Origin of the sequence: Serratia sp. (in: enterobacteria) (genome assembly GCF_052400455.1) — a bacterium.
In the GTDB taxonomy this organism is placed as follows: Bacteria; Pseudomonadota; Gammaproteobacteria; order Enterobacterales; family Enterobacteriaceae; genus Serratia; species Serratia ureilytica.
Window position 1 is genome coordinate 733,062 of the sequence record NZ_CP185812.1, and the last position, 11,626, is coordinate 744,687.

11 protein-coding genes are annotated in these 11,626 nt (G+C 61.2%); 10 read left to right on the forward strand and 1 reads right to left on the reverse strand.

The window, feature by feature from the left end:
- Positions 1 to 2: 2 nt before the first annotated feature.
- The 9 genes from murD (at position 3) to lpxC (ending at position 10,418) form a co-directional block, all read left to right on the forward strand.
- Complete coding sequence (gene murD, locus ACORQT_RS03415; protein ID WP_033641855.1) at positions 3 to 1,322, forward strand: UDP-N-acetylmuramoyl-L-alanine--D-glutamate ligase; 1,320 nt, start codon at positions 3 to 5, stop codon at positions 1,320 to 1,322.
- Positions 1,319 to 2,521 carry a cell division protein FtsW gene (gene ftsW / locus ACORQT_RS03420; RefSeq protein ID WP_164057569.1) on the forward strand — a complete coding sequence of 401 codons (1,203 nt, stop codon included), beginning with the start codon at positions 1,319 to 1,321 and terminating at the stop codon, positions 2,519 to 2,521. Before murD ends, ftsW begins: the two co-directional genes overlap by 4 nt.
- Before the next feature lie 3 nt (positions 2,522 to 2,524).
- Positions 2,525 to 3,589, forward strand: coding sequence for an undecaprenyldiphospho-muramoylpentapeptide beta-N-acetylglucosaminyltransferase (gene murG / locus ACORQT_RS03425; protein ID WP_004932773.1), 1,065 nt, complete (start codon positions 2,525 to 2,527; stop codon positions 3,587 to 3,589).
- A gap of 84 nt (positions 3,590 to 3,673) precedes the next feature.
- Positions 3,674 to 5,149 (forward strand): UDP-N-acetylmuramate--L-alanine ligase, encoded by a 1,476-nt coding sequence (gene murC / locus ACORQT_RS03430; RefSeq protein ID WP_025301571.1) that lies wholly within the window; start codon positions 3,674 to 3,676, stop codon positions 5,147 to 5,149.
- Entirely contained in the window at positions 5,142 to 6,062 is a 921-nt protein-coding gene (locus ACORQT_RS03435) for a D-alanine--D-alanine ligase (RefSeq protein ID WP_108680171.1), read from the forward strand. Before murC ends, ACORQT_RS03435 begins: the two co-directional genes overlap by 8 nt.
- Position 6,063: 1 nt before the next feature.
- On the forward strand, positions 6,064 to 6,915 hold the full coding sequence (gene ftsQ, locus ACORQT_RS03440; protein ID WP_004932761.1) for a cell division protein FtsQ: 852 nt from the start codon (positions 6,064 to 6,066) through the stop codon (positions 6,913 to 6,915).
- Complete coding sequence (gene ftsA, locus ACORQT_RS03445) at positions 6,912 to 8,168, forward strand: cell division protein FtsA (protein WP_004932758.1); 1,257 nt, start codon at positions 6,912 to 6,914, stop codon at positions 8,166 to 8,168. The genes ftsQ and ftsA overlap by 4 nt, the downstream gene beginning before the upstream one ends.
- Positions 8,169 to 8,242: 74 nt before the next feature.
- Positions 8,243 to 9,397, forward strand: coding sequence for a cell division protein FtsZ (gene ftsZ / locus ACORQT_RS03450; protein WP_004932757.1), 1,155 nt, complete (start codon positions 8,243 to 8,245; stop codon positions 9,395 to 9,397).
- 103 nt (positions 9,398 to 9,500) lie between these two features.
- On the forward strand, positions 9,501 to 10,418 hold the full coding sequence (gene lpxC, locus ACORQT_RS03455; RefSeq protein ID WP_004932754.1) for a UDP-3-O-acyl-N-acetylglucosamine deacetylase: 918 nt from the start codon (positions 9,501 to 9,503) through the stop codon (positions 10,416 to 10,418).
- A gap of 114 nt (positions 10,419 to 10,532) precedes the next feature.
- Here the strand turns inward: lpxC and ACORQT_RS03460 are convergent, their stop codons facing one another.
- Positions 10,533 to 11,048, reverse strand: coding sequence for a DUF721 domain-containing protein (locus ACORQT_RS03460; RefSeq protein WP_004932751.1), 516 nt, complete (start codon positions 11,046 to 11,048; stop codon positions 10,533 to 10,535).
- A gap of 26 nt (positions 11,049 to 11,074) precedes the next feature.
- Between ACORQT_RS03460 and secM the strand changes: the two genes are divergently transcribed.
- Complete coding sequence (gene secM / locus ACORQT_RS03465) at positions 11,075 to 11,605, forward strand: secA translation cis-regulator SecM (RefSeq protein ID WP_089191184.1); 531 nt, start codon at positions 11,075 to 11,077, stop codon at positions 11,603 to 11,605.
- Positions 11,606 to 11,626 lie beyond the last annotated feature (21 nt).

Consider the following 11,626-nt stretch of genomic DNA (forward strand, 5'->3'; position numbering starts at 1 on the left):
TCATGGCAGACTATCAGGGTAGAAAAGTCGTCATCATCGGGTTGGGTCTCACCGGCCTGTCCTGTGTCGATTTCTTCATGGCGCGCGGCGTGACGCCGCGCGTGATGGATACCCGTATCGCGCCGCCAGGGTTGGACAAACTGCCTGAAAGCGTGGAGCGCCATCTGGGCGATTTAAACCAGGACTGGCTGCTGGCGGCGGATCTGATCGTCGCCAGCCCGGGCGTCGCGCTGGCGACCCCGGCATTGAGCGCCGCGGCTGACGCCGGCGTGGAAATCGTCGGCGACGTCGAACTGTTCTGCCGCGAGGCGCAGGCGCCGATCGTGGCGATTACCGGCTCCAACGGCAAGAGCACCGTCACCACCCTGGTGGGCGAGATGGCGAAAGCCGCCGGTTGGGCGGTGGGCGTGGGCGGCAATATCGGCCTGCCGGCGCTGAGCCTGTTGCGCCAGGAATGTCAGCTTTACGTGCTGGAGCTGTCCAGCTTCCAGCTGGAAACGACGTATAGCCTGCGGGCGGCGGCGGCGACCATCCTGAACGTGACCGAAGATCATATGGATCGCTATCCGTTCGGCCTGCAGCAGTATCGCGGCGCCAAGCTGCGCGTGTATGAAAACGCCGCGGTGTGCGTGGTGAACGCGGACGATGCGCTGACCATGCCGGTGCGCGGCGCCGACGAACGCTGCGTCAGCTTCGGGGCGGACGTGGGCGACTATCACCTGAACCGTCAGCAGGGCGAAACCTGGCTGCGGGTGCGCGGTGAGAAGGTGCTGAATACGCGCGAGATGAAGCTGACCGGCCGCCACAACTACACCAACGCCCTGGCGGCGCTGGCGTTGGCGGATGCGGTCAATATCCCGCGTGCCTCCAGCCTGAAGGCGTTGACCACCTTCACCGGCCTGGCGCACCGCTTCCAGCTGGCCTGGGAGAACAACGGCGTGCGTTGGATCAACGATTCCAAAGCCACCAACGTCGGCAGTACCGAAGCGGCACTGAACGGCCTGCAGGTGGACGGCACGCTGCATCTGCTGCTGGGCGGCGACGGCAAGTCCGCCGATTTCTCGCCGCTGGCGCGCTATCTGCAGGGCGACAACGTGCGGCTGTATTGCTTTGGCCGCGACGGCGCCCAGCTGGCGCAGCTGCGGCCGGAAGTGGCGACGCTGACCGAGACCATGGAGCAGGCGATGCGCACCATCGCCGGCCGCGTACAGCCCGGCGATATGGTGCTGTTGTCGCCGGCCTGCGCCAGTCTCGATCAGTTCCGTAATTTTGAAGTGCGCGGCGATGAGTTCGCCCGCCTGGCGCAGGAGCTTGGCGGATGAAACTACGCTTGCCGAACTTCGGGCTGACAGAACGGCTGAAAGACTGGGTGACCGGCGCGCGCGACAACGACGCGGTCAACATGGTGCTGTACGATCGCACCCTGCTGTGGCTGACCTTCGGGTTGGCGATCATCGGCTTCGTGATGGTGACCTCGGCGTCGATGCCGATCGGCCAACGCCTGGCGGACGATCCGTTCCTGTTCGCCAAACGCGATGCGCTGTACCTCGGCCTGGCGTTCGGCCTGTCGTTGGTGACGCTGCGCATCCCGATGGAAGTTTGGCAGCGCTACAGCAACGTGATGCTGCTGATGTCGATCGTGATGCTGCTGATCGTCCTGGTGGTGGGGAGCTCGGTGAACGGGGCCTCGCGCTGGATCGCGCTCGGCCCGCTGCGTATTCAGCCGGCGGAGCTGTCCAAGCTGTCGCTGTTCTGCTACCTGGCGAGCTATCTGGTGCGCAAGGTGGAAGAGGTGCGCAGCAACTTCTGGGGCTTCTGCAAGCCGATGGGCGTCATGGTGGTGCTGGCGGTGCTGCTGCTGGCGCAACCGGATCTCGGCACCGTGGTGGTGCTGTTCATCACCACGCTGGCGATGCTGTTCCTGGCCGGCGCGAAAATGTGGCAGTTCATGGCGATCATCGGCTCCGGCGTGTTCGCCGTGGTGCTGCTGATTATCGCGGAACCGTACCGTATGCGCCGCGTGACCTCGTTCTGGAACCCGTGGGCCGACCCGTTCGGCAGCGGCTACCAGTTGACCCAGTCGCTGATGGCATTCGGCCGCGGCGAGTTCTGGGGGCAGGGGCTCGGCAACTCGGTGCAGAAACTGGAGTATTTGCCGGAAGCGCACACCGACTTCATCTTCTCCATTTTGGGTGAAGAACTGGGCTATATCGGTGTGGTTTTAGCCCTGTTAATGGTATTCTTCGTCGCTTTTCGCGCGATGTCCATCGGGCGCCGCGCGCTGGAGATCGACCAACGCTTCTCCGGCTTCCTGGCCTGCGCGATCGGCGTATGGTTCAGCTTCCAGGCGCTGGTTAACGTCGGCGCCGCCGCGGGCATGCTGCCGACCAAAGGTCTGACGCTGCCGCTGATCAGTTACGGCGGTTCGAGCTTGCTGATTATGTCGACGGCGATCGTGCTGTTGCTGCGAATTGATTATGAAACGCGCCTGACCAAGGCTCAGGCGTTTGTGAAGAGGTAAGGGATGAGCGGGAAACCTAAGCGTTTAATGGTGATGGCAGGCGGTACCGGCGGGCATGTGTTCCCGGGGCTGGCGGTCGCGCATCATCTGATGGCGCAGGGCTGGCAGGTGCGCTGGCTCGGAACCGCAGACCGAATGGAAGCCGATCTGGTGCCGAAGCACGGGATCGAGATTGATTTTATCCGCATCTCTGGCCTGCGCGGCAAGGGCCTGAAGGCCCAGTTGACGGCGCCGCTGCGGATCTGGCAGGCGGTGCGGCAGGCGAAAGCCATCATGCGCAGTTATCAACCGGATGTGGTGCTGGGGATGGGCGGTTACGTTTCCGGCCCCGGCGGCCTGGCGGCCTGGCAGTGCGGCATCCCGGTGGTGCTGCACGAGCAGAACGGCATCGCCGGCTTGACCAACCGCTGGCTGGCGCGCATCGCCGCCAAAGTGATGCAGGCCTTCCCCGGCGCGTTCCCGAACGCCGAGGTGGTGGGCAACCCGGTGCGCACCGACGTGTTGGCGCTGCCGTTGCCGGCGGAGCGGTTGCAAGGGCGCGAAGGCCCGATCCGCGTGCTGGTGATTGGCGGAAGTCAGGGCGCCCGCGTGCTGAATCAGACAGTTCCTGAAGTCGCGGCGCGTTTGGGCGATAGAATTACGCTCTGGCATCAGGTTGGCAAGGGCGCGCTGGAAACGGTGCTGCGCGACTACGAGAGGGTAGGGCAGACGCAGCACAAGGTGACCGAGTTCATCGACGACATGGCCGCCGCCTATGCCTGGGCCGACGTGGTGGTCTGCCGCTCCGGCGCGTTGACCGTCAGCGAAATCGCGGCGGCGGGGCTGCCGGCGATCTTCGTGCCGTTCATGCACAAGGATCGTCAACAGTACTGGAACGCACGCCCGCTGGAAGAAGCCGGCGCGGCGAAGATTATCGAACAGCCGCAGTTCAACGCCGATGTGGTGGCCGAACTGCTGGCGAGCTGGGATCGCAAGACGCTGCTGGCCATGGCCGAGAAAGCGCGCGCGGTCGCCATTCCGGACGCCACCGAGCGAGTGGCGGCGGAGCTGGTGCGGCTCGCCAAGTAACGAGTGCAGGGGTTCGGCGCGCCGAATCTGAATAAAAGCAATGTGATGTAGGACCGGGGTACCGGATCCGGATTAGAGAGAGTGATGAATACACAACAACTGGCGAAACTACGTACTATCGTGCCCGAGATGCGTCGCGTCCGGCACATTCACTTTGTCGGCATCGGTGGCGCCGGCATGGGTGGTATCGCCGAAGTGTTGGCAAATGAAGGGTATCAGATCAGCGGCTCCGACCTGGCGCCAAATCCTGTGACCCAGCAGTTGAGTGCGCTCGGGGCGACGATTTATTTCAATCACCGTCCGGAAAACGTGCTGGATGCGAGCGTGGTGGTGGTGTCTACCGCCATCTCCGCCGACAACCCGGAGATCGTCGCCGCCCGTGAAGCGCGCATCCCGGTGATCCGCCGCGCTGAAATGCTGGCGGAGTTGATGCGTTTTCGCCACGGCATCGCTATCGCCGGCACGCACGGCAAAACCACCACCACGGCGATGGTCTCGAGCATTTACGCCGAAGCCCGTCTGGACCCGACCTTCGTTAACGGCGGGCTGGTGAAGGCGGCGGGCACCCACGCACGATTGGGGTCCAGCCGTTATCTGATCGCGGAAGCGGATGAGAGCGATGCGTCGTTCCTGCATCTGCAGCCGATGGTGGCCGTGGTCACCAACATCGAAGCCGACCACATGGACACCTACCAGGGCGACTTCGAGAACCTGAAGCAGACGTTTATCAATTTCTTGCACAACCTGCCGTTCTACGGTCGCGCGGTAATGTGCATCGACGATCCGGTGGTGCGTGAGCTGCTGCCGCGCGTTGGCCGCCATATCACCACCTACGGCTTCAGTGAAGATGCCGACGTGCGCATCGAAGACTACCGGCAGATTGGGCCGCAGGGGCACTTTACCCTGAGCCGTCAGGACAAACCGTTGCTGACGGTGACGCTGAACGCGCCGGGCCGCCACAATGCGTTGAACGCAGCGGCGGCGGTGGCGGTAGCGACCGAAGAAGGCATCGACGACGAAGATATCCTGCGCGCGCTGGCGGGCTTCCAGGGCACCGGGCGCCGTTTCGATTTCCTCGGCGAGTTTCCGCTGGAGCCGGTCAACGGCAAAGCGGGCAGCGCGATGCTGGTGGACGATTACGGCCACCATCCGACCGAAGTGGACGCCACGTTGAAAGCGGCGCGCGCCGGTTGGCCGGACAAGCGTCTGGTGATGATCTTCCAGCCGCACCGCTACACGCGCACCCGCGATCTGTACGACGATTTCGCCAACGTGCTGTCGCAGGTGGATGTGCTGCTGATGCTCGACGTGTACGCCGCCGGCGAAGCGCCGATCCCGGGCGCGGACAGCCGCTCGCTGTGCCGCACCATCCGCAGCCGCGGCAAGCTGGATCCGATCCTGGTTTCCGATGCCGATACCGTGCCGGAAACGCTGGCGCAGCTGTTGCAGGATGAAGACCTGGTGCTGGTGCAAGGCGCCGGCAACGTGGGCAAAATCGCCCGTAAACTGGCCGAGCTGAAGCTGCAGCCGCCGAAGAAAGAGGAGGAGCACCATGGCTGATAAAGTTGCAGTTCTGCTGGGCGGCACCTCCGCTGAACGTGACGTTTCTCTGCAGTCCGGCACCGCGGTGCTGGCCGGGTTGCGCGAAGCCGGTATCGATGCGCATGGCGTCGATACCCGCGATTTCCCGGTGACCCAGCTGAAAGAGCAGGGGTTCACCAAAGTGTTTATCGCGCTGCACGGCCGCGGCGGCGAGGACGGCACCCTGCAGGGGCTGCTGGAGTTCCTCGAGTTGCCTTATACCGGCAGCGGCGTGATGGCCTCGGCGCTGACCATGGACAAATGGCGCACCAAGATGGTGTGGCAATCGATGGGCTTGCCGGTGGCGCCTTACGTGGCGCTGAATCGCCAGCTGTATCTCGGCGCCGAAAAAGCGGCGCTGCTGGCGCGCGTGGCGGATCTCGGTCTGCCGGTGATCGTCAAGCCGAGCCGTGAAGGCTCCAGCGTCGGCATGAGCAAGGTCACCGAAAGCGCGGCGTTGGCAGCGGCGTTGGAAGAAGCCTTCCGCCATGACGACGATGTACTGGTGGAGAAGTGGTTGAGCGGCCCGGAATACACCGTGGCGATGCTGGGCGACCAGGTGTTGCCGTCGATTCGCATCCAGCCGGCCGGCGTGTTTTACGACTATCAGGCCAAGTACATTTCGGACGACACGCAGTACTTCTGCCCGAGCGGTTTGAGCGCCGAGCAGGAAGCCGAGATGGCGGCGTTGGCGCTGCGCGCCTACCGCGGTCTGGACTGCAGCGGCTGGGGCCGCGTCGATGTGATGCAAGACAGCGATGGCAGCTTCTATCTGCTTGAGGTGAACACCTCTCCGGGCATGACCAGTCATAGCCTGGTGCCGATGGCGGCGCGCCAGTTTGGATTAAGCTTCTCGCAGCTAGTGGCGAGAATTTTGGAGTTGGCCGACTGATATGTCGCAAGCTGCCCTGAATGCGCGCGATCGCGAGGTGGATAACGGCCCGCGCCGCAGCAATGGAACCCAGTTGGCGGGAATGATTTTCCTGCTGATGGTGTTGGGAACGGTCGTGTGGAGCGGTTGGGCGGTGCTTGGCTGGATGAAAGACGCCAGTCGCCTGCCGCTCTCAAGGCTGGTGGTGACCGGCGAACGCCATTACACCACCAACGATGATATTCGTCAGGCGATCCTGGCGTTGGGCGCGCCCGGCACCTTTATGACGCAGGATGTGGACGTCATCCAGCAGCAGATCGAACGTCTGCCGTGGATCAAGCAGGCCAGCGTGCGCAAACAATGGCCGGATGAGCTGAAGATCCATCTGGTGGAGTATGTCCCGGTGGCGCGCTGGAACGATTTGCACATGGTGGACGCCGAGGGCAAAGCGTTCAGCGTGCCGGCGGAGCGGGCGGGCAAGCAGAAGTTGCCGCTGCTCTACGGGCCGGAAGGGAGCGAGCAGGATGTGCTGGAAGGCTATCGGGCGATGAGCGCCACGTTGGCGGCCAGCAAATATACGCTGAAAATGGCGGCGATGACCGCGCGCCATTCCTGGCAGCTGGCGCTGGACAACGATGTCCGGCTTGAGCTGGGGCGCGATGACCGCAACGGGCGTTTGCAGCGGTTTATCGAGCTTTACCCGGTATTGCAGCAGCAGGGCCAGGCGGAGAGCAAGCGTGTCAGCTATGTCGATCTGCGCTACGAGTCCGGCGCTTCGGTAGGGTGGGCTCCGGTGTTGGTCGATCCGCAGGCGCTTGGCGGTCAGCAAAACAGTAATCAGCAACAGAATCAGGCACAGGCAAAACAACAATGATCAAGTCGACGGACAGAAAACTGGTAGTTGGACTGGAGATCGGTACTGCAAAAGTCTCCGCGTTGGTAGGGGAAGTTCTGCCCGATGGCATGGTCAACATTATCGGGGTGGGCAGCTGCCCGTCTCGCGGCATGGATAAGGGCGGCGTAAACGACCTGGAGTCGGTGGTGAAGTGCGTACAGCGCGCCATCGATCAGGCCGAGCTGATGGCGGACTGCCAGATCTCGTCGGTGTACCTGGCGCTGTCGGGCAAACACATCAGCTGCCAGAACGAAATCGGCATGGTGCCTATCTCGGAAGAGGAAGTGACGCAGGACGACGTGGAGAACGTGGTGCACACCGCCAAATCGGTGCGCGTGCGCGACGAACACCGCATCCTGCACGTGATTCCTCAGGAATACGCCATCGATTATCAGGAAGGCATCAAAAACCCGGTTGGGCTGTCCGGCGTGCGCATGCAGGCCAAGGTGCATCTGATTACCTGCCATAACGATATGGCGAAGAACATCGTCAAGGCCGTGGAACGTTGCGGCCTGAAAGTTGACCAACTTATTTTCGCCGGTCTGGCCGCGAGCTACGCGGTGCTGACCGAAGATGAACGCGAACTCGGCGTTTGCGTGGTGGATATCGGCGGCGGCACCATGGATATGGCGGTGTACACCGGCGGTGCGCTGCGCCACACCAAAGTGATCCCTTACGCCGGGAACGTGGTCACCAGCGATATCGCTTACGCCTTCGGCACGCCGCCGACCGACGCGGAAGCGATTAAAGTTCGACACGGTTGTGCGCTTGGGTCGATTGTTAGCAAGGATGAGAATGTAGAGGTGCCTAGCGTCGGGGGACGTCCTCCGCGCAGTCTGCAAAGACAGACGCTGGCTGAAGTCATTGAGCCACGCTACACCGAACTGTTGAATCTGGTTAACGATGAAATTTTGCAATTGCAGGAGCAACTGCGTCAGCAAGGGGTGAAGCATCATCTGGCGGCCGGTATCGTGCTGACCGGTGGCGCCGCCCAGATTGATGGCCTGGCAGCCTGTGCGCAACGGGTGTTCCACACCCAGGTACGCATCGGCCAACCCTTGAACATCACGGGTCTGACGGATTATGCGCAGGAGCCTTACTACTCGACGGCGGTAGGTCTGCTGCACTATGGAAAAGAGTCTCACCTGAGCGGTGAGACAGAAGTAGAAAAACGCGCCTCGGTGGGCAATTGGTTTAAACGCATCAATAGCTGGCTGAGAAAAGAGTTTTAATGTTTCAACAAAGAGATCATGCTGAGTAATCTTTTTATGATCTCGCAGCGACAGGCACAAAACGGAGAGAAACTATGTTTGAACCAATGGAACTAACCAATGACGCGGTGATTAAAGTCATCGGCGTCGGCGGCGGCGGTGGCAACGCCGTTGAACACATGGTGCGCGAGCGCATCGAAGGTGTTGAATTCTTCGCTGTGAACACGGACGCCCAGGCGCTCCGCAAAACGGCGGTTGGCCAAACCATCCAGATTGGTAGCGGTATTACCAAAGGTCTGGGTGCGGGCGCGAACCCGGAAGTGGGTCGCAATTCAGCGGAAGAAGACCGCGAAGCCCTGCGCGCAGCGCTGGACGGCGCAGACATGGTCTTCATCGCAGCCGGCATGGGCGGCGGCACCGGTACCGGTGCGGCGCCAGTGGTGGCTGAAGTGGCTAAAGATTTGGGTATTCTGACCGTGGCCGTGGTGACCAAGCCTTTCAACTTCGAAGGCAAAAAGCGCATGGCATTCGCGGAGCAGGGTATCGCTGAACTGTCCAAACACGTGGACTCACTGATCACCATCCCGAACGACAAGCTGTTGAAAGTTCTGGGTCGCGGCATCTCCCTGCTGGACGCGTTCGGCGCGGCCAACGACGTGCTGAAAGGCGCGGTGCAGGGTATCGCCGAGCTGATCACCCGTCCGGGCCTGATGAACGTCGACTTCGCCGACGTGCGCACCGTGATGTCCGAAATGGGCTACGCGATGATGGGTTCTGGCGTGGCTTGCGGTGAAGACCGCGCCGAAGAAGCGGCCGAAATGGCGATCTCCAGCCCACTGCTGGAAGACATCGACCTGTCCGGCGCGCGCGGCGTACTGGTCAACATCACCGCCGGCTTCGACCTGCGTCTGGATGAGTTCGAAACCGTGGGTAACACCATCCGTGCGTTCGCTTCCGACAACGCCACCGTGGTTATCGGTACCTCGCTGGATCCGGAAATGAACGACGAACTGCGCGTAACCGTGGTTGCAACCGGTATCGGTATGGACAAGCGTCCTGAAATCACCCTGGTGACCAATAAACAGGCCAGCCAGCCGGTGATGGATCACCGTTATCAGCAGCACGGCATGTCGCCTCTGCCGCAGGAAGTGAAACCTGCCGCGAAGGTGGTCAACGACCAAGCTGCGCAGCCGAATAAAGAGCCCGACTATCTTGATATTCCAGCCTTCCTGCGTAAACAGGCAGACTAAGAATATCCTGAGAATTTGGAATCTCCGCTCTTTGTGCTAAACTGTCCCGCCAGCCATGCTGTATGCTTGGCTGGTAGGATGGATAACATTGCGAGATAAAACGATGATCAAACAAAGGACATTAAAACGTATTGTTCAGGCGACTGGCGTCGGTTTGCATACCGGCAAGAAAGTCACGCTGACAATGCGCCCAGCGCCGGCTAATACCGGGGTCATCTATCGTCGCACTGACTTGAATCCACCGGTTGATTTTCCGGCTGATGCAAAATCCGTGCGTGATACCATGCTCTGTACTTGCCTGGTGAATGAGCATGACGTGCGTATTTCGACCGTTGAGCATCTTAACGCCGCGCTGGCTGGGCTGGGCATCGACAACATCGTCATCGAAGTCGACGCCGCTGAAATCCCAATCATGGACGGCAGCGCCAGTCCGTTCGTGTTCTTGCTGCTGGATGCCGGCATCGAAGAACTGAACTCGGCGAAGAAATTCCTGCGTCTGAAAGAGACCGTACGCGTTGAAGATGGCGACAAGTGGGCCGAGCTGTCCCCGCATAACGGGTTCCGCCTGGACTTCACCATCGACTTCAACCACCCGGCCATCGACGCCAGCTCTCAGCGCTATCGTCTTGATTTCTCGGCTGAGTCGTTCGTGCGTCAAATCAGCCGCGCGCGCACCTTCGGGTTCATGCGTGATATCGAATACCTGCAGTCCCGTGGCCTGGCCTTGGGCGGCAGCTTCGACTGCGCCATCGTGGTAGATGACTACCGCGTGCTGAACGAAGACGGTCTGCGTTTCGAAGACGAATTCGTACGTCACAAAATGCTGGACGCCATCGGCGACCTGTTCATGTGCGGCCACAACATCATTGGCGCGTTCACCGCGTTCAAGTCTGGCCACGCGCTGAACAACAAACTGCTGCAGGCCGTGCTGGCCAAGCAGGAAGCGTGGGAATACGTGACCTTCCAGGACGAAGCCGAAATGCCATTGGCATTCAAGGCACCGTCTACCGTATTGGCGTAAGGTCTGCATTCCTCACCTGCGAATAACGGCAGGCGCATCCCCTGAGAGCCTGAGAATTCAGGCTCACGATGGTGTGGTGTCGGCTGTCCGGTATTTTGCAGTCCGTGTCGCTGATTACTTATCACGACTGGTTGTGTTGGTACCCTCTCCGGCCAATGCAGCCAGCCGTTCCAATATCTTGCGCAGTTTCTCCGGGCTACGGCTCGCCAATCCCCTCAGCTCTTCCGCACTCTCCAGACTCAAATGCCGCATCGGCACGGGTTTTTCCGGCGCTTTTTCGGCGTTTTGCACCTGGTTGCTGCCTTTCGCCATCAAGGCCGGATTAATCCTGATGTCGATCGACGACAATGATGGTAGAATTTGCGCTCGTAGTGCAGACAGCAAAGCGGGTTGTTCGTAGCGCAAGCGCATCATCCAACTGGCATTTGCCGTTTCGAGCACTAAAATACCCTGTCGGAAATTCGCGACGCGGCACCAGGGATGCAGGGGAGCGGGCAACAGGCCCTTCACTGCACGGTTAAGCTTGAGCAGCGCCACCGCGCGTTGCTGGACGTTATGCAGCGGCCCTTTGCTGCCGGCAGACGCGTCGTCGAACAGGACATCTAATAATTGTGGACGGCTATCGCGCATAATGGGCTCCGGCGGATTATAAACTCGTGATCGGTATTCTAAATCGTTGGCGACAATTTGGCAGACGTTATTTCTGGCCCCATCTCCTGTTAGGGATGGTTGCGGCCACGCTTGGCGCGCCTTCCAATTTGTCCGGCGCACCCGATCAGGCTGCATTGCCGAGCACATCGTCCAGCCTTAACCGGCAAAATTCGGCCAACGGCACCTTCAACAGCCTGGCCCTGCTGCAGGACGCGCATCGCCGTCCTACCTTCAGCGTAGATTATTGGCAGCAACATGCGCTGCGCACCGTCATCCGTCACCTCTCTTTCGCGCTGGCGCCGCAGGCGGTTTATGCGCGGGTGCAGGAGAGCGAAGCCGAAACGGAACCCCCTTTGCAGGTAGCGCAACTGGCGCTGCTTTCCACTCTCAACGCGCTGCTGACGCACGAGCCGAAGCCGCCGACCATCATTCGCCATACCCACCTTGAGGTGCTGCCAACGCTGGCGCGGCACCAGACCGGCCTGTGGGTGGCGCAGGTGCAGGGCATTCGCGCCGGGCCCGTCGCCCTCGTCTGAACTCGCCCTTTGGGCACAAAA

What these genes read in the sequence shown, in the direction of transcription:
- murC (WP_025301571.1), top strand. Translation starts at nt 3,674, where the DNA reads ATGAATACACAACAACTGGCGAAACTACGTACTATCGTGCCCGAGATG.
- lpxC (WP_004932754.1), top strand. Translation starts at nt 9,501, where the DNA reads ATGATCAAACAAAGGACATTAAAACGTATTGTTCAGGCGACTGGCGTC.
- ftsA (WP_004932758.1), top strand. Translation starts at nt 6,912, where the DNA reads ATGATCAAGTCGACGGACAGAAAACTGGTAGTTGGACTGGAGATCGGT.
- murD (WP_033641855.1), top strand. Translation starts at nt 3, where the DNA reads ATGGCAGACTATCAGGGTAGAAAAGTCGTCATCATCGGGTTGGGTCTC.
- ftsQ (WP_004932761.1), top strand. Translation starts at nt 6,064, where the DNA reads ATGTCGCAAGCTGCCCTGAATGCGCGCGATCGCGAGGTGGATAACGGC.
- ACORQT_RS03435 (WP_108680171.1), top strand. Translation starts at nt 5,142, where the DNA reads ATGGCTGATAAAGTTGCAGTTCTGCTGGGCGGCACCTCCGCTGAACGT.
- ftsW (WP_164057569.1), top strand. Translation starts at nt 1,319, where the DNA reads ATGAAACTACGCTTGCCGAACTTCGGGCTGACAGAACGGCTGAAAGAC.
- ACORQT_RS03460 (WP_004932751.1), bottom strand. Translation starts at nt 11,048, where the DNA reads ATGCGCGATAGCCGTCCACAATTATTAGATGTCCTGTTCGACGACGCG.
- ftsZ (WP_004932757.1), top strand. Translation starts at nt 8,243, where the DNA reads ATGTTTGAACCAATGGAACTAACCAATGACGCGGTGATTAAAGTCATC.
- murG (WP_004932773.1), top strand. Translation starts at nt 2,525, where the DNA reads ATGAGCGGGAAACCTAAGCGTTTAATGGTGATGGCAGGCGGTACCGGC.